Raw genomic sequence first — 20,670 nt, forward strand, 5'->3', positions numbered from 1 at the left:
GCGGTCGCCGCGGCGATGCTGGTCGGGCTGCTGGTGGGGCCGGCGGACCTCACGGTGCACGGCGTGCTCCTGGACCTCGCCGACGCCCTGCCCGGGGTCCACGTCGACTCCGGGCTGACCCTGCCGCAGCACGCGATCCTCTGGCAGATCCGGATGCCCAGGGTCGTCCTCGGCGTCCTCGTCGGCGCCACCCTCTCCCTCTCCGGCGCGACGTACCAGGGGGTCTTCCGCAACCCCCTGGCCGATCCCTACCTGCTCGGCGTCTCCAGCGGCGCCGGACTCGGCGCCACCGTGGCGATCGTCGCCGGCGGCAGCATCGGCCCGTTCGGGGTCCCGCTCCTGGCGTTCGCCGGTGGTGTCGTCGGCGTGCTGGCGACCTACGGGCTGGGCAGCTCGGTCGGCGGCGGCCGCACCAACGCCGTCATCGTGCTGGCCGGCGTCGCCGTCGCGGCGTTCTTCAACGCCCTCCAGACGCTGGTGCAGCAGTGGTTCGACGACTCGCTCACGGCGGTGTACGCGTGGATGCTCGGCCGGCTCAGCACCGACGGCTGGACCGATGTCGTCGCGATCCTCCCGTACGTCGTCGTCTCGGCCGTGGTCATCCTGCTGCACCGTCGCACCCTCGACCTGCTCGCCCTCGGCGACGTGGAGGCCGCCAGCCTCGGCGTCGACCCGGCCCGGGCGCGCCTGCTGCTCGTGGCCGCCGCCACGCTCGGGACCGCGGCCGTGGTCAGCGTCAGCGGCCTCATCGGCTTCGTGGGCGTGGTGGTGCCGCACGCGGCGCGGCTGCTGTTCGGGGCGTCGCACCGCACGCTGCTGCCCGTCTCGATGGCCCTGGGCGGGGCCTTCCTGGTGCTCACCGACGTGCTGGCCCGGTGGGTGCTCGCGCCTGCCGAGCTGCCGATCGGCGTCGTGACCGCGGTCGTCGGGGCGCCGTTCTTCGTGTTCGTGCTCCGGCGCCGCAGGAGCCGCGCATGAGCGGGATCCGCTGTGTGGGGGTGACGATCCGGCGCGGCGGGCAGGTCGTCGTGCGCGACGCCTCCCTCGCCGTGGACCAAGGGGGTTGGCTCGCCCTGGTCGGACCGAACGGCGCCGGGAAGAGCTCGTTCCTCCTCGCCCTTGCCGGGCTGCTGCCGGCCGAGGGCACGCTGTCGGTGGCCGGCCTCGACCCTGCGATCGCGCCCCGGCGAGAGCTCGCCCGCGCGGTGGCGCTGATGCCCCAGCAGCCGGTGCTGCCCGAGGGCGTGACCGTGCGGGAGCTGGTGGCGCTCGGCCGGGCGCCGCACCTGCGGCCGCTGCGCGGCGAGACCGCCACCGACCGCGACGCCGTGCGACGCGCCCTGACCCGCCTCGAGCTGCGCGGGCTCGAGGATCGTCTCGTGTCCTCGCTCTCCGGCGGCGAGCTCCAGCGCGTCATCCTGGCTCGCGTGCTCGCCCAGGAGCCGCGGGTCCTGCTGCTCGACGAACCGACCAGCGCCCTCGACCTGGGACACCAGCAGTCGGTCCTCGAGCTCGTCGACGACCTGCGCCGATGCGAGGAGCTGACCGTGGTCGCCGCCATGCACGACCTCACCCTTGCTGCGCAGTTCAGCACCCGCCTGGCGCTGCTCGACGACGGGGTCGTGGTGGCCGACGACGTCGCCGAGCAGGTGCTCACCGCCGAACGCGTACGGCAGGTCTACGGTGCGCGCGTCGAGGTGCTCCGCCGCGCCGGTGGGCCCGTCGTGGTCCCGCACAGGACGGCCCGGTGAGGCGATGCGCGCACCAGCAGCGCCTCCCTGGCGCGTCAGGATGGGTCACGCGCGCGTCGCGGGTGCGTCACCGCCGCGGTCGGGGCCGTCCGAAAAATGGGTCCTCTGCTTGCTCGGCGACGCTTCCCCGGGTACCCGGCGGGTCGATCACCATGTAGCGCCGCGCGCGCCGGTCATCGCTCAACCCGATCCACCCCAGTTCCCGGCCCGGGGGCAGCGGGTCACCACCCGCCGCGAGATGCTCGCGGGCGTCATCGAGGGTCATGCCGAACGCGCGCCAGACCCGCGCCTCGTGTGGGTACACGTCCAGGTCGGTCCAGGCGCGCGCCTCGGCCGCCGCGAAGCCGGTGGCCAGCCACTTCAGCCGTGCGCGCGGGTCGATACCCGCGTCGTCGAACGCGTCGGCCTCTGCTGGCGTGACCGCCTGGTCGGCCATGACCAGCTCCCGTGCATCTCCGAGGGCGAACCCGGCCTCGCGCCAGCGCACCGCGTCATCGAGCGGACGCCGGCGCCAGATCTTGAGGTCGTCGAAGGTGAAGCCAGCGCCCAACCACTCGCCGTACTCGGCAGGCGTCAGCCAATCCAGGTCCCAGTACAGGGCCTCCGGAGGGTCCGCGGGCATGCCCTGCGCCCGCCACGCCAGGGTCGCCTCGACAGCGACCGAACCCCTCGTGCCCGTCGTCCGAGCCCAGGCCACCGCCTGCTCCTCGGTCAACCCGGCGCCGCCGTCGACGGCTGGGGCCAGGAGCCGGGTGGTGTCTGCCGGGTCGAGGCAGACCAGCACCAGGTCTGCCACGTCGTCGCCGACCCGGCCGGCGCGCCGCCATGCCTGAGCGGTGTCGGCGTCCGGCCCGCGCCACCACGCCCACACCTGCTCCTCCTCCCAGGTCAACAGCTCGATGGCCGCCCGGGTCGTTTCGGCACAGCCCTCATCGGTAGAGCCCTGATCGGGGTGCTGCTCGTCGTGGAGCCGGCGGATCAGGTTGAGTACGACGGCCAAGCCGAGCGTCGGCCACGGCGACCGCAGCAACCACAACCGACCCGATGGCGGCACGGGCAGGCCACACGTCTCGGCCGCCCAGGCCTTTTCCGACTGCAACGACTCCCAGTCATCCTCGTCCTCCGCGTCCCCCGGCACCAGCCACTGCCGCTCCACCCCGTCGGATCCCACGCACGATGCCGAGCCGATCCGCGGCAGCCGATCCAGCACCCAGGACCGGTGCTGTGCCGGCCAGATCGCCGGCAAGCAGTAGTCCCACGGGTTGTTGGACGCCAGGTGCCAGCCGTCCGCCGCCAACGCCTGTACCTCGGGCAGGTCCGCGGCCCCGACGAACTGGAACTCTTGCCCTGGCTCGAGCAGCCGGCGTTCACCCCGTGCCTCGAGCTCTGCGAGATCGGCCAGCCGTGGCGGCAGCGGGGGCAGAGCCTCGGCGGGCACAGCCGGAGTCGTGTTGAGACCCCAGGGGTCATCGCTCATGACAAGGACCTTGCCAGACCCACGCGGTCTCCGGCATGCACCATCAACGGTAGTGAGGACTGCACACAGACCGGACCGTGCGGATGACGCAGTCATTGCGACCCAGTCGCAGCCAGTCTCCTGGAGCCGGCCACGACGTAATGTGGACGCACGGATCAGCGTCTCGCTGGCAGTGGAGAACGGAGTGGCCGTGGTTGAGCAGGTGTTGATCGCCGTGGGTGTCGTGGGGCTGCTCTTCATCGTCGCCACGGGCGTTGCCGCAGTCGTCGTGGTTCGAGGCGTACGCCGCCGGTACCGCTCCGCGCGTGCCCGGCTCCTGGCCGTGCGGGGACGGCAGCACGACCTCGAAGCCTTTCTCCGCGTGTCGGGCTCGGTCGCTTCGGCTTCGATCGGATCGCCCGACTGGTGGGCGGCCCAGAGCCGCCGGCACCGGATGTGGAGGTCCGTCACCTCCGCTGAGCACGCGATCAGCGTCGCGCGCCGGGCCGATGTCGCAGTGGGGGACCTTCCCTCGCTGGCGGGCCGGCTGCACACGGCAGCCACGGGGGTCGACGCCGTGCTTCGTGCTGGTGGTCGTCAAGGTTCGCTCCGCGACCAGGACCGTGTGGACTGCGACCGGATCATGGCGGCGGCATCCGACCTGCGCTCTGCCGCGTTGTCCTCGCTGAGGTCCGACTCGCACGCCGACACCGAGACCGTGGTCTCCGCGGTGCAGCTCGAGGTGGCCGCCTTGGCCGCTGGGGTACGCGCGGCGCACAGCTGAAGCGGCCCGGTGGGCATCAGGTGTGCATCGCGCGCAGGAGCAGCGCCACGCCGCGCGCAGTGTCGAGGTTGGCCGCGACGGCGACGACCGCAAGCCCCCACAGCGGCAGGCCGCTGATCGCCGCCAGCGCGAAGATCAGCAGCCGGACCTCGCGCCGGAAGAGCAACCGCACGTCGGTGTCGCGGCCCACCGCGTGGATGTAGGAGATCAGCAGGCAGCCGCACCCGGCGGCGAACCCCCAGGCCCAGGCGGTCTCGGTGTGGCCGGCGCCGATGATCAGGCCGACCACCACGGCGAGGTCGGCATAGCGGTCCAGCAGCGTGTCCAGCGCGGCGCCGCGGCGCGAGGCCCGGCCGCTGACCCGCGCGAGCTCGCCGTCGACGCCGTCGAGGGCGGAGCCGAGCAGGACGCCGAGCCCGCCCGCGGCCATCGCCCACCGGTCGCCGACCGCGATCAGGCCGGACGCGAGGAGCGTGGTGGCGAAGGCCAGCAACGTGGCCACGTGCGGGCTGAGCCCGGTCCGCAGGAGCTGGCGGGTCAGGGGACCCGAGATCCGCCGGTTGACGGTCCGGGCGATGATCTGGTCTGTCGGCTTGGGCCCGTACCGGTGCCACATCACCCGCTCCAGGGCCCGCACTCCATCGGGTGTGTCGACGGCGGCCCAGAGTCCGGTGAAGTCGCAGGTGGTCATCTCGAAGCCGTGGTCGAGCATCCGCCGCCGCACGGCGGCCCACGGCATCGCCGGTGCGTCGGCGGTCGCGGCCAGGACGTCGGCGACGTGGACGGAGCTGAGACCGGCGTCGACCGCGGCGTACTCCTTCAGGTCGGCAGCCAGCTCGAGCAGTCGGCCGTCGGCCGCGGTCCGCACCCGGACGGGAGGCACCCCTCCCAGGCCGCCCACCTGGCGCTGTGGGTCACGGTCGACGGCCAGCACGTTGCGGCCCGGTGCGGCCATCAGCCGCCGTACGTCGTCGGCCTCGAACACGTGGTCACCCATGACGACCAGGCACCGATCCTCGGCGACTTGCCGGAGGCCGGCCAGCACGGAGGTCGACGTACCCTGCTGCCAGTCCGGGTTGACCACCAGCTCAACCGGGAGGCCGTGGGAGTGGATGGTCGCCGCCACGTCCTCGCTTCGGTAGCCGGCCACCACCACGATCCGGGTCACTCCTGCCTCGCGCAGCACCTTGACCGTGCGGTCGAGCAGGGTCACGCCGCCCACCCGCCGCAGGAGCGTCGGCTGGAGTGGGGACCGATGCTTCGACTCCGCGGCCACCACGACCGCGCTCGTCGCCCGTGGCTGGGGATCGGTCTCCGGGCGCGGGTCCATGGCTCGCAGTATGCGTCAGCACGCGTGCGCGCGCCGGGCTCGCGTGCGGGAAGGAGAGAACCTCCTTCCGCCTCTGGAGCCCCGGTCAGGTGCCGTCCTCGGTCAGGGTCGTGGCCGGCAGCCAGTCGGCCCCGAGGAGCCGGGCGAGGTCGGCGAGGCCAGTCGTGTCGCTTCCCACCGTGTCGGAGGCTGCGGCGATCCGCTCCACCATCACCTTGCCGACCTGCTCCTCGACCGTGCCCTCGGCGTACGCGATGTGCCACGGCGAGACCTGGTGGTCGCGGTGGGTGCGGCCGGTCACCTGCCGTCCGGCGATTCCCGAGAAGCGGGCCTGGTGGAAGACACCGACCCGCGGCTCGGTGCTCGCCCGGCGGCCGTCGGCGAGGGTCTCGCCGGCGTGCAGGCTGATCGAGGCGACCGCGGTGAACACGCAGACCCTCGCCTGGCCGGTCTGGAACCGGAGCCGCTCGGCCTCGGGGTCGAACCGGTCGCGGCCGTAGATCGCGGCCACCTCGATGCCGGAGTCACGCAGCCGGTCGGCGATCGGGTCCGCGGCGGTCGCGACGAACTCGACCGAGCACGCCACCTGTCGCTCGGCCTGGACCTGCTGGGCGATCCAGTCGACCGTCGAGTCGACCCGGATCAGCCCGGCCTTCTGCCGGAAGCGCAGCAGCGCGGCCCGACCCTTCGCGACACTTCGGCCACGTCGCGCGATCTCCATCTCGCGACAGAACTCCCCCCACTCGGCCTCGTACGCAGTCCGCTCCGCCGGCGTGAGCGCCACCGGCATGCCGGAGATCGGCACCGGCCCCCACGGCGCGGCGCGGTGCAGCATCGCCGGGGGTCGCTCGTCGGCGAGCCAGCCGCGCACGAGCTTGAGGTCCGCGGCGCGTCGCGCCGCGTCCGTGGTCCAGGTCGCGCCGTAGCGCCCCTGCTCCACCCCGACGCCGTGCCGTGCGAGCGCGGTGGCGAACGTGGCGCCGGGTTGCGCCGCCGAGGTCCACTCCTGCATCGGCTCGCCGAGCACCTGCGCATACGCCGGGGCGAGGTACGGCAGCTCCAGGGGCGTGTGTCCGGGCGTCGCGGTCGTCGCGATGACGAACGGCGCCTTGTCGTGGGGCCGCCCGTGCCCCGAGATCCTCGCCCAGTGCTTCCACCGCTTCGTCGTCGTACGTCGCAGCGCGTGGGCCTCGTCGGCGATGATCACGTCCCACGTGTGGTCCTTGACCTTCTCCAGCCGGTCCCACGTGATCACGACCCATTCCAGACCCCCGTCGCCCAGCGCCGTGATCGTGCGGCACCAGTGGCCGATCGTGATCGCGGCGGGCCGGTCGGCCACGACGAGCACCCGTCGCGCGCCGCGGAGGTCGCCCACCGCCGTCGCCCCGAGGACCGCGGCGATCGTCTTGCCCACGCCGGGCTCGTCGGCCAGCAGGAACTGCCGTCCGCCCGCCGCGGCGCGCGCCGCGATGGCATCGGCCGCTTCGAACTGGATCCTCCGGGGCTCGAGCGCGTCGGTCGGCTCGGGGCTGGGCGTCGGACTGCCGGGGTTGAGGGTGTTCTCGATGAACCGGCCGAGCGTGTACGGCCCCGGGGCGTAGGGCGCGAGGTGCGCGGGCAGGGCGCGCCCCACGAACAGGTGGGCCTTGACGGCGGGGTGCCAGGCGGCGCCGTCGACCTGCGTCCCGTAGGGGACGTCGAGCACCCACAGCCGCTCGCCCGGCCCCGCGGACGGCAGCGGCCGCTGTCGCGTCCCGCTCCGGCGCGGAGAGGCGCTGCGTCGACGACCACTGGACGGGCGACGACTGGGCATCCCCGGACGCTATCGGGGTCTCCCTCTCGACGAGAGTCGGCTCGCCCACGTCCGAAGCTCGGTCAGCGCCGCTTCTGGATCAGTACGACGTAGCCCAGGGCGACGCCCAGGCCCGCGACGATCGGACCGAACGACTGGGCAATGCCCGAGGCCGCCCAGGTCCAGATCGCGCCGAGGACGATCATGGCCAGCGCGATCAGCGACCACAGGATCTTCAGCGCAACGTTCGGGCTGCCGTAGCGGTTCCCAAGGTCCGGCTCGTCCATCGCGGCAAGGCTAGCCCAGTCAGCCACGACCATCCGCCGAAGGTCGTCCCCCAGGAGCCGCGAACCTTGCTCACGACGGCGTACGCACGCCTCGGCTGTCGTGTGCCGCCGAGGCCGGTGTGGCGACCTCCGGAACTGCGGCCGGTGCCGGGAGCCGGTCTGCGCCCCGGCGGAGCGTGAGCAGGGCCAGCGCCGCGACGGCGGCGCCGGTGGCTGCGACCACGAAGATGCTCCAACCGGTGGCCACTTCCGTGGAGTCGCCGGCACGCAGCCGTCCGACGTAGATGGTCTCCGCGGCAGCCAGGGCCAGCGCGCCACCCACCTGCCGACCGAGCAGCAGCGCGCCCATGGCCGCACCCAGGTCCGTCGGGCTCACCGTGCGCTGCACCGCGATCTGCAGCCCGGACAGGTTCGGCCCCACACCCATCCCGATGAGCGCCATCAGCAGCAGCGGTAGCGCCGCCGGGGAGGACCCGTCGAAGACGGTGAAGCCCAGGGCCCCGATGACGACGACGCCGTTGGCGACCAGCAGGGCGCCGCGGAACGCGTTGCGTCGCATGATCACGCCGGCTCCGAGGTTGACCGCGATCAGGAGGCCGAGCAGGAGCGGGTAGACGTAGAGACCGGATCGGGTGGCGCTGACTCCCTGCGCCTGCTGGTAGTAGCGCGGCAGGAGCATCACGCACGCGTAGAGGCCGAAGGTGGCGGTGGCTCCCGCTGCCAGCAGCCGCATGGTCAGCGGCTGGGTCAGGAGCCGGGGTGGCAGGACCGGAGCGGCGGCACGTCGCTCGACCAGCACCAGGAGCGCCACGCCCACGAGCCCTGCCGCCACCAGCCCGCCGGTGCGTACGGCGAACCACGACGACACGAGCAGGTGCTGGTTCAGCCCGACGAGCACCAGCCCCAGCGAGGCGGTCAGCGCGGCGATGCCCGCGATGTCCAGCGGTGTCTCGCGACCCTGGCTGCGGCCGATGTCGGCGGGCAACACCCGGGCGACGACAGCGATCGCGAGGAGGCCGAGCGGGACGTTGACGAGGAACACCCACCGCCATCCGACGTGGTCGGTCAGGAGGCCGCCGATCATCGGGCCGGCGATGAAGCTGAAGGCCATGATGCCGGCGAGCACGGCCTGGGCCGTGGCGTTGCGACGCGGCCCCGAAAGCTCGGCGACGAGGAGGAACGAGAGCGCCTCGAGCGCGGCCGCGCCGGCTCCCTGCACCGCCCGGAACGTGGCGACCTGCGGCATCGACTGCGCGACCGCGCACAGGGCGGAGCCGAGGACGAAGAGACCCATCCCGAGGAGCAGCATGCGCTGGCGGCCGTACCGGTCGGACAGGCGAGCGAACACAGGCAGCAGGACGGTGGCCGGCACGAGGTAGGCGGTGATCCCCCAGACGTACCAGTCGTCACCGCCCAGGTCCCGCACGATCCGCGGCAGGGCGGTGCCGACGATGGTCTGGTCGAGCATGGCCAGCAGGAGGCCGGAGAGCACAGCCAGCCACAGCAGGGCACGGCCCCGGCGGGAGAGATCATCAAGTCCGTTCACATGGGGAAAATGACATGTCGTTTCTTACATGTCAACCAAGACAAGTTGGCTACGCTGGGGCCATGTCCCTGCGTCACGCGATCCTCGGCCTGCTCGCCAGGAGCCCGTCGACCGGCTACGAGCTGACCCGGAAGTTCGATCGCTCGCTGCGGACGTCGTGGCACGCGAGCCACAGCCAGATCTACCCGGAGCTCGCCAAGCTCGAGCGCGCCGGACTGGTGGAGGTCGTCAGCCGCGGGGCACGGCGGAGCAAGACCTACGGGATCACCGACTCCGGCCGCGAAGAGCTGCGTCACTGGCTGGTCGAGGCCGAGCCCGACCGGTCACAGCGCAACGAGAGCGGCGTGCGGCTCTTCCTCACCCCCCTGCTGGATCCCGCCGATCGACACGCCACCTACGAGCGCGACCTCTCCCACGTGGAGGTCGAGCTCGACGGGCTCGAGGAGCTGCGCGCGCAGGTGAATGCCTCGGAGATGCCTGAGCCGTTCGCCCCCCAGATCGAGCTCGGGATCCGCATCAACACGGTGATCCGCGACTGGCTCCGGGAGCAGCTCGACAACGGAGGCTGAGCTCGCCGCCGTGTCCGGTGAGTGCTGCGAAGGCCTTCCGGCGCCGTGTCTCGACGGTCCTACACTGGAAAACTGATGCGCAGTTTCTCGGCTTGTCGGAAGGCGCGAGCGTGGCAGAGAGTGAAGCATCGAACGGCCGGACGCGGGTCGAGTACCTCCTGGGCGTACCCCTCGACGCGAACGTCGTCCGGCAGTGGCCGCAGATGCAGGAGGCGGTGCACGGGAGCCAGCTGATCGGTGACATCGAGGGGAACTTCGAGGAGCTCACGCTCGAGGTGGGGCGGCGTCTGAAGCTCGACGACGTGATCGTCGTCGAGTGGACCTGCAACTACGGGGACGGGCGCCTCTATCGCAACGTCACGATCGGTGAGCTCGAGGGCGACCGCGTGGTGAAGGTGACCGACTACTGGGGCGAGCCGACGACGACGCCGGAATGGCGCAGAGGCCTGACGAGCTCGCTGACGATGCCGGCGGACGGGATCTGGCCCGACAACGAGCACCTGGCGCATCACTGAACCCCACTGAACCCCGGGGTGCGGACGCGTCGACGCGAGACGCAGCCGTCGGGGTGGGTGAATCAGGCGAGGCCTCACTCGAGCGGGTTCGCACGCAGGAGCCGCAGCTCCTCCTGGTCGAGACGCGTCTGCACCCGGCGTAGCACGATGTCGTCGATGCGCTGCTCGTCGCGCAGCTCGAGGAGCGCCTCGCGCCGCCGGCCGATGAGTGCGAGGGAGAGGTTTCGGTACTGGTCGTCGTGCTGGATGACGGGGTGACCCTCGGCGCCGGCGGACGCCGCCAGCTTCCGCTGCTTGTCCAGCTCGTGACGCACCCGCTGGACCACCAACTCACCGCTGCCGAGCTCGCTGGCGGGTGGCTTCGAGGGCTTCGATCGCTGCGTCCAGGGAGTACTCGTCGGCGAACTGGAGCTCCTCGGCCACCGACGTGTCGACGGGCAGTCGCGCGAACCGCACGACCGACGGCAGGAGCAACGCCTGGAGGAGGGTCAGCACGATGACGCCGCAAGCGATCAGCACCATGAGGTCCCTGTCGGGGAACGGGGCGCCGGAGTCCAGCGTGTGCGGTACGGCGAGGACCGCGGCGAGGGACACGGCACCGCGGAACCCGGCGACCGCGCTGACCGTGCGTTGCCGCGCCGGGACCCGACGCAACCGCTGAGCGGGACGGCGATCGAGCATCCGGATGAGGTACGGCGTGGTGTAGACCCACACCCACCGCCCGATCACGACGGCGGTGACGACGAGGACGTCGACGATCGCCCGCACGATGGAGGTGCTGTTCAGCTCGCGAAAGGCGGACTGGGCCGAGACTCCCACGAGCAGGAAGAGTGCACTGCTGAGCACGGTGGTGGACAGCGCCCAGAAAGGGAGGGCGATCTGGCGCGTCGCGGCGGCGGTGATGCGGGGCGTCACCTGACTCATGAACAGGCCGCAGACGACGACGGCCAGCACGCCCGAGGCGTGGGCGGCGTCGGCCAGCAGGAACGCCGCGAACGGGGTCACCAGCATCGCGATGCTCTCGAGCATCGGGTCGTCCATCCGGCGGCGTACCTGCCAGCTGAGCAGCCCGATGAGTCCGCCGGCGAGCACGCCGCCGAGGTAGGACCACGCCAGCAGCCAGGTCACGTGCCAGCCGGTGAGCTGCTGCTCGCCGACCGTGACGCCCACGGCCAGCCCGTAGAGCACGAGGGCCGTGCCGTCGTTGACGAGGCTCTCGGCGCGGAGCACGGTGACCGTACGGCGCGGCAGGTCGCCGGCCAGGACGCCCACGGCCGTCGCGTCGGTCGGTGCCAGCGCGGCGCCGAGGACCCACGCCGGTCCCCAGGCGAGGCCGAGCCCGTGCGCGGCGGCGGCGACCGCCGCGGCAGTGGCGGCGACCAGCACCGTGCTGGTGAGCACCACGACCCGCAGGTTGTTGCGGATCTCCCGCAGTGAGGTCGTCAGGCTCTCCCAGTAGAGCAGTGCGGGCAGGAACACGAGCAGCACGACCTCCGGGGGAAGCTGGGCCTGCCTCAGGTGCGGCACGAACCCGACCAGCACCCCCACCAGCACCAGGAGGATGGCCGGCGCGATCGGGTAGCGGCGCGCGAGCGCGCCGCACGCGACGAGGGCGACACCCAGCAACACGACGATCTCGAGTGCGAACACGGACTCATCTTGACCAGCCGCGCGCCAGTCGGCCACACCGAAGTGGCGGCGGGTCAGCCGCCGAACGCCTGACGAGACAGGTCGTCGTCGGCCCCCAGGACCGTCGGATGGTGGGGGTCTTCCTTCTGGAAGGTGTGCTGCCCGGGTTCGGGGGCTGGTGTGCTGACACCCGGGCCGGCGGCATCGTCGGCGGCGAGCTCATCGCCGCCGGGGGCCGACCGTTCGAGGGCGTGCCGACGACGTGCGGCGTCCTCCGCCTGGAAGGCCCGTCGCTCGGCCAGGAGCTGCTGGACGTGGGGGGCTGAGGGGTGGGCGGCGATCAGTCTGGTGCGCTTGTCGTCCGGGTCGGCCGACATGGGCACCACGACGGCGGGGAACCCCCCGTCGTCCACGAAGAGATGGAAGTCGTCTCTCTTGAAGTGGTCGATGTCGACGATCGGCTTGGGGTAGTGGTGGTAGCCGGCCCCGGCAGGGAGGGTCCCGGAGTGGGCGGCCCGCGGGATGGGCACCGAGGCGTTGAAGATGGAGTCCGTCCACGCCGCGACACCGTCCGCGTCCGTGACCGGGGTGGCGAGGAGCGTGGCCGCGACGGTGTAGCCCAGCTCCTGGTAGCCGTCCAGCGTCGTCGGGAACGCCCGGACCAGGCGGGCGGCGGCCTGGCGCAGCAGGTCCACCTTGCCGGGGTCCGCGCAGAACTGGGCGGACCACTCGATACCGAGCGGGAGCAGCACGAACAACCAGCCGTCGTCGTCCCTGACCCAGACTCCGCCCCCGTGGTGGTCCTCGTAGGGCGGTGACGTGCCGTCGGCGGCCGGCGGTGGGGCGAGCACCCAGTCATCGAGAGTGTCGACGATGTTGTGCATCAGCGTCCGGCTGGCCCGGTAGGCCGGCGTCTCCTTGCGGGGCGCGTGGTCGAGCACCGCGATGGTCCACGGGAAATCTTCGTGCTCGGGGTGTGTGTCTGTCATCGGTCGACCTCCGCGGCGGCATCCGGACCCCCTCGTCACGGACAGCGCCTCGGGGCAGCGCATCGCGGTTGCCAGGCACTTCCTAGGGTGCGCCCGGGCCGGTCAGCCGCGCAAGACGGATGTCGAGCGCAGCTCCGGTCAGGCGCAGTCGTTGCAGAGGTCGACGCCCGGCGAGGACCGTCGAGACACGTGCTGAACCAGGAAGCAGGAGGTGCAGGTGAACTCGTCGGTCTGCTTGGGCGTGACCTCGATGGAGAGGGTCTCGTGGGAGAGGTCGGCGCCGGGAAGCTCGAACGACTCGGCCAGCTCGGTCTCGTCCTCGTCCACCTTCCCGGAGGTCTTGTCCTGCTCGCCCGAGGTGAGGCGGCGGGCCTCCAGGCTCTCTTCCTTCTGCTCCTCTTCGGTCTTGCGGGATGCGTCGTAGTCAGTGGCCATGTGGAGGTCCTCTCGGGGGGAGAGCGCGAATGCTAGCCCCGGAGGTCGTCCCGGCCCGCAATGCCGGCGCCGCGGGCCACGGCAGGATCGGACCAGTTCCGGCCGAAATCATGGAAGTGCCCACCCATGCCGTACCGTGGGTCAAGTTGAAGGGATGGCTCTGCCGTCCAGGCCGCACACGATGTCGCGGCTCGTATCTCATACCCCTGGTTTTCGGTTCGCTGGACATCAGCACAGGTGGATGTCTTCAGCGGCTCGAGGGCACAACGCCCCCGACACGTAAACAAGGGAAAAGATCATGGCTCAGGGAACCGTCAAGTGGTTCAACGCCGACAAGGGTTTCGGCTTCATCGCGCAGGATGGCGGCGGCGAGGACGTGTTCGTCCACTTCTCCGCCATCCAGTCCGGCGGCTACAAGTCGCTCGACGAGAACCAGAAGGTTGAGTTCGACCTCGCCCAGGGCCCCAAGGGTCCTCAGGCCGAGAACGTCCGCGTCTCCTGATTCACCACGAGGGGCCCCGACCGCGTCTGCGGTCGGGGCCCTTCGTGCGTGGGGCGTAGTGCGCTCCACGTCGTGTGGGTCAGAGGTCGTCTCGAGCCGACGGCGTCCGAAGCGTGCGGACCACCAGGAACACCCCGACGGCACCGACGATGACGCCGATCACCGCCCAGACCGCGTGGCCACTCATGCCGGAGCCGCCGATGACGTCCAGGCCCTGGAGGATCCAGAGGAGGCCGAGCAGGACGAGTACGGCGCCTACGACCAGCGTCACGGTGCGACCCATGTCAGCCAACGTACCCCGCTGGGGTAGCCAGTTACGGTTGACGTATGCGCCGTTGGTGGGCTCACCGTCCGCGCCAGGCTCCGCCGGCCGAGAGCGCCGCGAACGCCGGGCACGGCGCCCCGGACCACGGACGCCCCGTGGGACGGCGGGTGGTGCTCGGGCTGCTCGGGGCGGGGACGCTCGGGATCGTCACCGGCACCCGCGCCCAGAACGCCGCGACCTCGTTGCTGGCACCGATCGAGCTCCGCGACCCGACCGGGCTGACGTCGCTGCTGCCCCTGGGCGACACGTTCCGGTTCTACTCCGTGACCGGCAGCGTGCCTTTCCGCGATGCGGCGACGTACCGCCTCGCCATCGGCGGCCTGGTCGACCACCCGACCACGCTCACGTTGGCCGACCTCCGGGCGCTGCCCCAGACCGAGCTCGTACGCGACTTCCAGTGCGTGACCGGATGGCGGGTCCCCCAGGTGCACTGGAGCGGGGTCAGGTTGTCGACGATCCTCGACCGGGCCGGCGTGAGGCCCACGGGACGGGCGCTGCGGCTGACGTCGTTCGACGGCACCTACACCGAGAGCCTCACGCTCGAGGAGGCGCGGCTGCCCGATGTGCTCGTCGCGCTGAAGATGCTCGGCAGCGACGTCACCCACGACCACGGTGGACCCGTGCGGCTCTACGTCGCGCCGATGTACGGCTACAAGAGCGTCAAGTGGCTCTCCGGCATCGAGGTCACCGACACGGTGATCCCGGGGTACTGGGAGCACCGCGGGTACGACGTCGACGGGTTCGTCGGCCAGTCCAACGGGCGGAAGTTCGATGAGCGCACCTGAGACCGGTGTCCCGCTGAAGGCGGGCCGGATGATCGACCGGTTCAGCCTGAGCTCGCGATGGGTGCACTGGCTCACCGCGGCCCTCATGATGAGCTGCATCCTGACCGCAGCCGTCCTCTACAACGGGTCGCTCGCGGTCATCGTCGGCCACCGCTACCTGGTCGAGCAGGTCCACGTCTACTCCGGGTTCGCCCTCCCGGTGCCGATGGTCGTGGGGATGGTCAGCCGGGCCTACCGCGATGACGTCCGCCGGCTCGACCGCTTCACCTCCCGCGACTGGGCCTGGCTACGGTCCCGCACCCGCCGCGACGGCACGATCGAGGTCGGGAAGTTCAACGCCGGCCAGAAGCTCAACGCCTCCCTGTCCGCCGGCTCGATCGGCGTCCTCCTCGTCTCGGGTCTGGTCATGTACCTCACCAACCTCACCCCACTGCCCTGGCGCAGCGGCGCGACGTTCGTGCACGACTGGTTCGCGCTCGCCGTCGGCCTGCTCGTCGTGGGCCACCTCGTGATGGCCACCAAGGACCCACACGCCAGCACCGGGATGCGCACCGGCCGGGTGCCGCTGCGGTGGGCACGCCGGGAACACGCGGCCTGGGCACGAGAGGTCGCCGGAGACCCGCCGGCCGCCATCCCCGACCACCCCACCCGCAATTGAGCCAGGCAGCGAGCGTGCGCTCCCAGCGCGCGCGTCGCTACAGGGTCCTGCTCCTCAGCGGTTCACCCTCTCGGTCGACGCCTGCCGGTGTCAGGCGGCTGCGTCGACCGCGTCGGCCGGGCTCGCGGTGGTCCGCAACAGCCCGGTCACCCGGCTGGGCGTGTTGCTCCAGGTGGTGCGAGCGAGCCAGCCGTTGGGGAGGGAGAGTCGCAGCACCTTGTGCCACGCGCTCGCGACCTGCTGCGGCATCGGGGCGGTGTGGTACCGCAGACCGAAACGGTCGAAGAGCTCACGCACCCGAGGCGCGATCTGCCGGTACCTGTTGGACGGCAGATCCGGAAACAGGTGGTGCTCGATCTGGTGGGAGAGGTTTCCGCTGAGGAGGTGGACGAGAGGCGGTCCCGAGATGTTGGCCGAGCCCAGCATCTGCCGCAGGTACCACTCGCCGCGCGTCTCATCGGGATCGAGGTCCGCTTGCTCGAAGGTCTCGACGCCTTCGGGGAAGTGGCCACACATGATCACCGAGTGGCTCCACACGTTCCGGATCAGGTTCGCGGTGAGGTTGGCGGTCAGCGTGGAGCGGAAAGCCGGCCCCGACAGCGCCGGGTGGATGAGGTAGTCCTTCGCCGCCTGTCGGCGCACCTTGTGCAGGGTCTTCCTCAGTCGGCTCCTGAACTCGGGGGTGATCCCGCGCTTCTCCCGCAGCGTCTCTCCGAGCTCGAGGTCGTACATCGCGATGCCGTACTCGAAGATGCAGGCGTTGATGAGGTTCCACAGCGGCTGAGCCAGATGACGGCGCTGCCAGGGTTGGTCCTCGTCGACCCGAAGGATGCCGTAGCCCAGGTCGTTGTCCTTGTCGAGGATGTTGGTGTACCGGTGGTGCGTGTGGTTGTGCGTGCGCTTCCACTCGGAGGCGGGCGTGGCGTGGTCCCACTCCCAGGTCGTGGAGTGGATCTTGGGGTCGCGCATCCAGTCCCACTGGCCGTGCAGGACGTTGTGGCCGATCTCCATGTTGTCGAGGACCTTGGCCAGCGCCAGCCCGAGGGTGCCCAGGAGCCAGGCCGACCGGTGGCGGGAGAACAGGAGGACCACCCGACTGCCCAGCTCGATCTTGCGCTGCGCTCCGATGACCCGCCGGATGTACCGCGCGTCGCGGGCGCCCCGGGAGTCGATGACCTCCTGCCGGATCCGATCGAACTCGGTACGCAGCTGCTCGATGTCCTCGACCGACAAGTGGGCGATGGGGTTGACCTGTTTTCTCTGCACGGCCGTCACCCTGTGTCCGTACCCTCCCCGGAACCGCTCACGCACACCCGAGCTCTCGGATGCGTCCACGAGCTCCGCTCCGAGCGGCCGCAGGTCCAGGTCGATGCAGCCGTTGCCAACCCGCCTTCGTACCCTTGCGGTTACGTAACGATCCGGGTACGTTCATCGGGTGCTGGACAGCTCCTACGCGATCATCCGGCCACCGCTGGCACACCGAGATTCGTCCGAGGGAAGAACAGGAGTGGCTGATGAGGACCACGAGCACCATGCGAGCACTGACCGAGGAACGGGGGTCGGTCAGGGTCGAGGATGTCTATGACACCGACATCCACGATCTCTGGCAGGCCTGCACGACTCCCGATCGGCTCGCCCGCTGGATAGCCGACGTGAGCGGAGATCTGCACGTCGGCGGGACCGTCCGGGCCAGCCTCACCAGCACCTGGGAGGGGTCGTTGCGAATCGAGGTCTGCGAGCCACCCCACCATCTCCTGCTGACCATGGAGCCCGGAACCGACGACGAGACCGAGCTCGAGGCTTGGCTGACCGCGGAGGGCGAGGTGACCCGGCTCGTGGTCGAGGAGCGCGGCCTGCTCCTGCACGGGCTCTACTCCCACGGCGCCGGCTGGCAGGCACACCTCGAGGACCTCGGCCGGTCCCTGAGCGGGCAACCGTCGGCCTGGAGAGCCCGGTGGACCGAACTGAAGCCGACGTACCAGACGATGCCCGTCACCTGACCGCGCCGGAGCCGTCGACGTCGATCGATCTTCGACTTGGGCTCCAGGTCAGCCGAGGACGAGTGAGGCGAGCTGAGCGGCCAGGACCACCAGACCAAGGAGGCGGCGGAACGGGCTCGAGCCGCGGACGACCTCATCGAGCGCCCACACCAGCAGTGCCCCACGTCCGATGCCGTCCACCACGGTCGCGTGCGTGGCCGACAAGTCGAACCTCCCCAGCACCAGCGCGACCATCCAGACGCACAGCGCCGGGTTCGGCAGCTGCCACGGGGCCAGACGTCCGTCCTGGGAGCGAAACCACCAGGTGCCGGACGTCAGGCGGGCGGAGTGGGGTTCGATCGTCGTGGAGGAGGTCACGTCGCGAAGGTACCCGGACCCTCTGGTCCTGGCCCTCCGACGTCGAGGGCACTGGGCCGGTTCTCACCGGCACGCGACGCCCGACCTCCGGGCGTTCGTGTGGTAGCCCGATCCCCGCACGTGGATGGTGGTGAAGAACCGACTGCCGCAGAGTTGCTGAGGTTGTGCCAGCCGCACGGTCACCCGGTACGTGCTGTAGTGGCCGTCGGCGCAGTCCGGTCTGCAGTCGTTGACGTGCGCGATGCCGTCGCCCACTGCTTGTCGGTCGTCCCAGACGGTCCACTGCATGCCCCGGACGTACAGCGATCCGTCGACGGAGGGGTTGAGCCGGCGTGGCTTGTAGGCGTGGGTGCTGACGCCGTACTGGGCGAAGTACGTCGTCTGGCTCGCGGCGCGGTCGATGACCTGGGCATGGTTGGGGTCCGAGCTCTGACAGGCAACGAGCGTGGCCGCCGCAAGGAGTAGGCAGGCCAGTGCGCCGAGCGGGTGGCGGAAGGTCGAGGCGCGCATGATGGGGAGCTCCGAATCCGGACGTCGTCTCGCGTGCACGGGTCGTGAGCTCGCGGCACGCCCGAGGAAGGCGCCGTGTCCCCGGCGGGTGCTGCGCCGGACACTTCCGTTATAGCGCGGCGCCCGCAGACGTCATCGATCCAGCTGGCGCCTGAGCCTCTGGGGAGCGCAGAACCGGTAGCTCTCGGTCACCAGCTCGGCCACCTCGTCCCAGTCGGTGTCGCCGTCGAGCACCATGCCGACGACGGTGGGCGACCAGGGCGGCCGGTAGAAGGGCGGCCCGACGTGGATCAGGGCCAGCAGCTCGTCGCCGGACGACCGGAAGGTCAGCACCGTGGTCGGCTCGGTCACCCCGGTCACGTCGCGGTACGCCGAGGTGTAGCCCTCCTGGGCGACCAGGACGTGGGCGAAGGTCTTGTTCCGGACCCGCCACCTCACGCCCGTCCAGGCATCCTCCTCGTAGGCGTCGGGGAGCGCCAGCGCGGTGGACGCAACCCGGGCGACGACGTCGCCGGCGGGCTCGATGCGCGGCGTCCGGGACATGCCCCGAGTCTGTCAGCGGATGCCGACGGGTGGTCGCAAGTCCAGTCCGTCGCTGCACGCGTCTCCACCTGGAGTGTCGGCAGGGGTGACCAGCGGCTAGTCGGCAGTCCCGGACGTGATCGGGAAGGTCGGGGGCCGGAGCCTCGTCAACGCTGCGAGCTCTCGGGGCGTGCGCATCGGCTCGCGGGCGAAGTCCCCGGCGTGGTACCCGTTGTGCCGACGGACGGATCCTGTGTAGGTGCCGCTCTCTTCCTCGATCGTGAACATCTCACTCATCTCCTCGGGAGACCTGGAGCGACAGTCGGGATGGCCGTCTCTGGAAGCTCCTCTCACCATTTCCACGAACGACACCGGGCGAAATCGACACCAACGTCGCCGATGATTGCCCGGCCACGAGGACAGGGGGACCGGGTCCTTGCCTTGGGGCGATGAAGGTCGTGGTCCTCACCGGCGCCGGCATCTCCGCGGAGAGCGGGGTGCCGACGTTCCGCGACGCCGACGGCTTGTGGGAGGGGCACCGGGTCGAGGACGTGGCGACCCCGGAGGCGTACGTCGCCCAACCGCACGTGGTGCACCGCTTCTTCGACGCCCGGCGTGCGGCACTCGCGGTCGAGCCCAACCCCGCCCACCACGCACTGGCCCGGCTCGAGGAGCACCTCGGTGACGACCTGCTCGTCGTCACCCAGAACATCGACGACCTCCACGAGCGCGCCGGCTCCACGCGGGTGCTGCACATGCACGGCGAGCTGCTCTCCGCGCGCTGCCGGGCCTGCGGCGGGCGCAGCCGCTGGGTCGGCGACCTCGGCGACTTCCCGCCCTGCCCCGCCTGCGGGGTGGGCGCGCTGCGCCCCGACGTGGTCTGGTTCGGCGAGGTGCCCTACGAGATGGATCGGATCGAGGTCGCCCTCGAGGGCGCCGACCTCTTCGTCTCGATCGGCACCTCGGGCGCGGTCTACCCGGCCGCCGGCTTCGTCCAGTACGCCCTCGCCCACGGCGCCAGCACCCTCGAGCTCAACCTCCAGCCCAGCGAGGTCAGCCTGCTCTTCCACGAGTCCCGCCAGGGTCTCGCCGGCGAGCTGGTGCCGGCGTGGGTCGAGGAGCTGCTCGCGCCCGGTCGCGCTCAGTAGTCCTGCGGCTGGGTGAAGAACCCGTCCGGGTCGTAGGTGTGGGCCACCGACCGCAGCCGGGTCAGGTTGGCGCCGAAGTACGCCGTGCCCGGGTGCCGCAGCGTCGGGTCGGAGTAGTTGACGTAGGCGTGGTCGCCCCAGTGCGGCGTCATCCGGCGCCGGAAGCCGCGCACGTAGGAGTCGGCGGTGGCGGCCGGCCCGGAGGCGTACGTCGCGGTGTACTGCACCGTCGCGAGCGCCCTGCGGTGCACGAACGCCGTGTCACCGGGTGCCAGGTCGCGGACCCGGCCGCCGAGCGCGTCGAGCGAGACCCCGGCCTCGACCAGGCCCGCCGGCACCGACCGCACCCCGGCGACCAGGTCGGCCACCCCGGCCGTGGACAGCGGGTCGTAGGCCACGTTCGAGGTGCCGCTGAACCGCTCCCGGGTCAGCGCGCCACCCGGGCCGGTGGTGCACTGCGCCGCCGGGACGTCCAGGCAGCCGGCGTACGCCAGCATCGCCTCGCGGTAGCCCCGCACGTGCGGCACCCGCACCCCCGGCGCGACCACGTGGTCCAGCAGCCCCCGCAGCCGACGGTCGAAGGACGCGGGCGGGCCGACCCAGGTGGCCGCCAGCTCCAGCACCGGCCCGGCGGGGTGCCGCTGCCCGCCGAGCGCCTTGAGCGTCGACCACAGCCGGGGGTCGGCGTGCGGCGCCCACGCTGCCAGACCGGTACGACGTCGGTCCGCGGCGAGAGCGGCCACTGCAGGAAGACCGTGCTGACCGTCGGCGCCGTGGAGG

26 protein-coding genes are annotated in these 20,670 nt (G+C 71.3%); 10 read left to right on the top strand and 16 right to left on the bottom strand.

Features of this window, described 5'->3' with window-relative positions; genetic code table 11:
* The first annotated feature begins 15 nt into the window (after nucleotides 1-15).
* Nucleotides 16-978, top strand: coding sequence for a FecCD family ABC transporter permease (locus H0S67_RS01270; protein WP_180935117.1), 963 nt, complete (start codon nucleotides 16-18; stop codon nucleotides 976-978).
* Nucleotides 975-1,751 (top strand): ABC transporter ATP-binding protein, encoded by a 777-nt coding sequence (locus H0S67_RS01275; RefSeq protein ID WP_180935118.1) that lies wholly within the window; start codon nucleotides 975-977, stop codon nucleotides 1,749-1,751. The genes H0S67_RS01270 and H0S67_RS01275 overlap by 4 nt, the downstream gene beginning before the upstream one ends.
* 67 nt (nucleotides 1,752-1,818) lie before the next feature.
* Here H0S67_RS01275 and H0S67_RS01280 read toward each other — a convergent pair whose 3' ends face one another.
* Nucleotides 1,819-3,228: a DUF5956 family protein gene (locus H0S67_RS01280; RefSeq protein ID WP_180935119.1), complete on the bottom strand. Its 1,410-nt coding sequence runs from the start codon at nucleotides 3,226-3,228 to the stop codon at nucleotides 1,819-1,821.
* Nucleotides 3,229-3,370: 142 nt separating this feature from the next.
* Here H0S67_RS01280 and H0S67_RS01285 point away from each other — a divergent pair, with 142 nt between their 5' ends.
* Nucleotides 3,371-3,991 (top strand): hypothetical protein, encoded by a 621-nt coding sequence (locus H0S67_RS01285; protein ID WP_180935120.1) that lies wholly within the window; start codon nucleotides 3,371-3,373, stop codon nucleotides 3,989-3,991.
* 16 nt (nucleotides 3,992-4,007) lie between these two features.
* Here H0S67_RS01285 and H0S67_RS01290 read toward each other — a convergent pair whose 3' ends face one another.
* The 4 genes from H0S67_RS01290 to H0S67_RS01305 form a co-directional block, all read right to left on the bottom strand.
* The gene (locus H0S67_RS01290; RefSeq protein WP_180935121.1) at nucleotides 4,008-5,321 is read right to left on the bottom strand and encodes an NTP transferase domain-containing protein; all 1,314 of its coding nucleotides are present in this window, start codon (nucleotides 5,319-5,321) and stop codon (nucleotides 4,008-4,010) included.
* A gap of 85 nt (nucleotides 5,322-5,406) precedes the next feature.
* A complete protein-coding gene (locus tag H0S67_RS01295) occupies nucleotides 5,407-7,134 on the bottom strand; it encodes a DEAD/DEAH box helicase (protein ID WP_180935122.1) in 1,728 nt (575 codons plus the stop codon).
* A gap of 62 nt (nucleotides 7,135-7,196) precedes the next feature.
* Nucleotides 7,197-7,400, bottom strand: coding sequence for a hypothetical protein (locus H0S67_RS01300; RefSeq protein WP_180935123.1), 204 nt, complete (start codon nucleotides 7,398-7,400; stop codon nucleotides 7,197-7,199).
* Between the two features lie 70 nt (nucleotides 7,401-7,470).
* Nucleotides 7,471-8,946 (bottom strand): MFS transporter, encoded by a 1,476-nt coding sequence (locus H0S67_RS01305; protein WP_180935124.1) that lies wholly within the window; start codon nucleotides 8,944-8,946, stop codon nucleotides 7,471-7,473.
* A gap of 62 nt (nucleotides 8,947-9,008) precedes the next feature.
* Between H0S67_RS01305 and H0S67_RS01310 the strand changes: the two genes are divergently transcribed.
* Both H0S67_RS01310 and H0S67_RS01315 read left to right on the top strand, forming a co-directional pair.
* Nucleotides 9,009-9,515: a PadR family transcriptional regulator gene (locus H0S67_RS01310; protein ID WP_180935125.1), complete on the top strand. Its 507-nt coding sequence runs from the start codon at nucleotides 9,009-9,011 to the stop codon at nucleotides 9,513-9,515.
* Between the two features lie 17 nt (nucleotides 9,516-9,532).
* Nucleotides 9,533-10,030, top strand: a complete 498-nt coding sequence (locus H0S67_RS01315; RefSeq protein ID WP_180935126.1) for a nuclear transport factor 2-like protein — start codon at nucleotides 9,533-9,535, stop codon at nucleotides 10,028-10,030.
* 74 nt (nucleotides 10,031-10,104) lie between these two features.
* Here the strand turns inward: H0S67_RS01315 and H0S67_RS24155 are convergent, their stop codons facing one another.
* The 4 genes from H0S67_RS24155 to H0S67_RS01330 form a co-directional block, all read right to left on the bottom strand.
* Entirely contained in the window at nucleotides 10,105-10,344 is a 240-nt protein-coding gene (locus tag H0S67_RS24155) for a hypothetical protein (RefSeq protein ID WP_246355032.1), read from the bottom strand.
* 16 nt (nucleotides 10,345-10,360) lie between these two features.
* Nucleotides 10,361-11,680 carry a Na+/H+ antiporter gene (locus tag H0S67_RS01320; RefSeq protein ID WP_246355033.1) on the bottom strand — a complete coding sequence of 440 codons (1,320 nt, stop codon included), beginning with the start codon at nucleotides 11,678-11,680 and terminating at the stop codon, nucleotides 10,361-10,363.
* A gap of 53 nt (nucleotides 11,681-11,733) precedes the next feature.
* Nucleotides 11,734-12,648 carry a DUF6424 family protein gene (locus H0S67_RS01325; RefSeq protein WP_180935127.1) on the bottom strand — a complete coding sequence of 305 codons (915 nt, stop codon included), beginning with the start codon at nucleotides 12,646-12,648 and terminating at the stop codon, nucleotides 11,734-11,736.
* A gap of 138 nt (nucleotides 12,649-12,786) precedes the next feature.
* On the bottom strand, nucleotides 12,787-13,083 hold the full coding sequence (locus H0S67_RS01330; RefSeq protein WP_180935128.1) for a DUF4193 domain-containing protein: 297 nt from the start codon (nucleotides 13,081-13,083) through the stop codon (nucleotides 12,787-12,789).
* Between the two features lie 298 nt (nucleotides 13,084-13,381).
* Here H0S67_RS01330 and H0S67_RS01335 point away from each other — a divergent pair, with 298 nt between their 5' ends.
* Nucleotides 13,382-13,585, top strand: coding sequence for a cold-shock protein (locus tag H0S67_RS01335; protein ID WP_101523180.1), 204 nt, complete (start codon nucleotides 13,382-13,384; stop codon nucleotides 13,583-13,585).
* 79 nt (nucleotides 13,586-13,664) lie between these two features.
* On the opposite strand, the gene H0S67_RS01340 is transcribed toward H0S67_RS01335, so the two are convergent.
* Nucleotides 13,665-13,868 carry a hypothetical protein gene (locus H0S67_RS01340; RefSeq protein ID WP_180935129.1) on the bottom strand — a complete coding sequence of 68 codons (204 nt, stop codon included), beginning with the start codon at nucleotides 13,866-13,868 and terminating at the stop codon, nucleotides 13,665-13,667.
* 44 nt (nucleotides 13,869-13,912) lie between these two features.
* Between H0S67_RS01340 and H0S67_RS01345 the strand changes: the two genes are divergently transcribed.
* Both H0S67_RS01345 and H0S67_RS01350 read left to right on the top strand, forming a co-directional pair.
* Nucleotides 13,913-14,695 carry a molybdopterin-dependent oxidoreductase gene (locus tag H0S67_RS01345; protein WP_180935130.1) on the top strand — a complete coding sequence of 261 codons (783 nt, stop codon included), beginning with the start codon at nucleotides 13,913-13,915 and terminating at the stop codon, nucleotides 14,693-14,695.
* Nucleotides 14,682-15,353, top strand: coding sequence for a cytochrome b/b6 domain-containing protein (locus tag H0S67_RS01350; protein ID WP_246355034.1), 672 nt, complete (start codon nucleotides 14,682-14,684; stop codon nucleotides 15,351-15,353). The genes H0S67_RS01345 and H0S67_RS01350 overlap by 14 nt, the downstream gene beginning before the upstream one ends.
* Before the next feature lie 90 nt (nucleotides 15,354-15,443).
* Here the strand turns inward: H0S67_RS01350 and H0S67_RS01355 are convergent, their stop codons facing one another.
* Entirely contained in the window at nucleotides 15,444-16,628 is a 1,185-nt protein-coding gene (locus H0S67_RS01355) for a fatty acid desaturase family protein (protein WP_180935131.1), read from the bottom strand.
* 239 nt (nucleotides 16,629-16,867) lie between these two features.
* Between H0S67_RS01355 and H0S67_RS01360 the strand changes: the two genes are divergently transcribed.
* Nucleotides 16,868-17,353, top strand: a complete 486-nt coding sequence (locus H0S67_RS01360) for an SRPBCC domain-containing protein (protein WP_180935132.1) — start codon at nucleotides 16,868-16,870, stop codon at nucleotides 17,351-17,353.
* A gap of 48 nt (nucleotides 17,354-17,401) precedes the next feature.
* Here H0S67_RS01360 and H0S67_RS01365 read toward each other — a convergent pair whose 3' ends face one another.
* The 4 genes from H0S67_RS01365 to H0S67_RS01380 form a co-directional block, all read right to left on the bottom strand.
* Nucleotides 17,402-17,710 (bottom strand): hypothetical protein, encoded by a 309-nt coding sequence (locus tag H0S67_RS01365; protein WP_180935133.1) that lies wholly within the window; start codon nucleotides 17,708-17,710, stop codon nucleotides 17,402-17,404.
* 63 nt (nucleotides 17,711-17,773) lie between these two features.
* Nucleotides 17,774-18,220 (bottom strand): hypothetical protein, encoded by a 447-nt coding sequence (locus tag H0S67_RS01370; protein ID WP_180935134.1) that lies wholly within the window; start codon nucleotides 18,218-18,220, stop codon nucleotides 17,774-17,776.
* Between the two features lie 132 nt (nucleotides 18,221-18,352).
* Complete coding sequence (locus tag H0S67_RS01375; protein ID WP_180935135.1) at nucleotides 18,353-18,763, bottom strand: MmcQ/YjbR family DNA-binding protein; 411 nt, start codon at nucleotides 18,761-18,763, stop codon at nucleotides 18,353-18,355.
* A gap of 96 nt (nucleotides 18,764-18,859) precedes the next feature.
* A complete protein-coding gene (locus H0S67_RS01380) occupies nucleotides 18,860-19,039 on the bottom strand; it encodes a hypothetical protein (RefSeq protein WP_180935136.1) in 180 nt (59 codons plus the stop codon).
* A 152-nt stretch (nucleotides 19,040-19,191) separates the two neighbouring features.
* Between H0S67_RS01380 and H0S67_RS01385 the strand changes: the two genes are divergently transcribed.
* The gene (locus H0S67_RS01385) at nucleotides 19,192-19,890 is read left to right on the top strand and encodes an NAD-dependent deacylase (RefSeq protein WP_180935137.1); all 699 of its coding nucleotides are present in this window, start codon (nucleotides 19,192-19,194) and stop codon (nucleotides 19,888-19,890) included.
* Here H0S67_RS01385 and H0S67_RS27135 read toward each other — a convergent pair.
* Nucleotides 19,884-20,633 (bottom strand): BBE domain-containing protein, encoded by a 750-nt coding sequence (locus tag H0S67_RS27135; RefSeq protein ID WP_180935138.1) that lies wholly within the window; start codon nucleotides 20,631-20,633, stop codon nucleotides 19,884-19,886. The two genes, H0S67_RS01385 and H0S67_RS27135, sit on opposite strands and share 7 nt — an antisense overlap.
* Nucleotides 20,634-20,670 lie beyond the last annotated feature (37 nt).

The sequence above is a fragment of the Nocardioides ungokensis genome (assembly GCF_013466985.1).
Classification (GTDB): Bacteria; Actinomycetota; Actinomycetes; order Propionibacteriales; family Nocardioidaceae; genus Nocardioides; species Nocardioides ungokensis.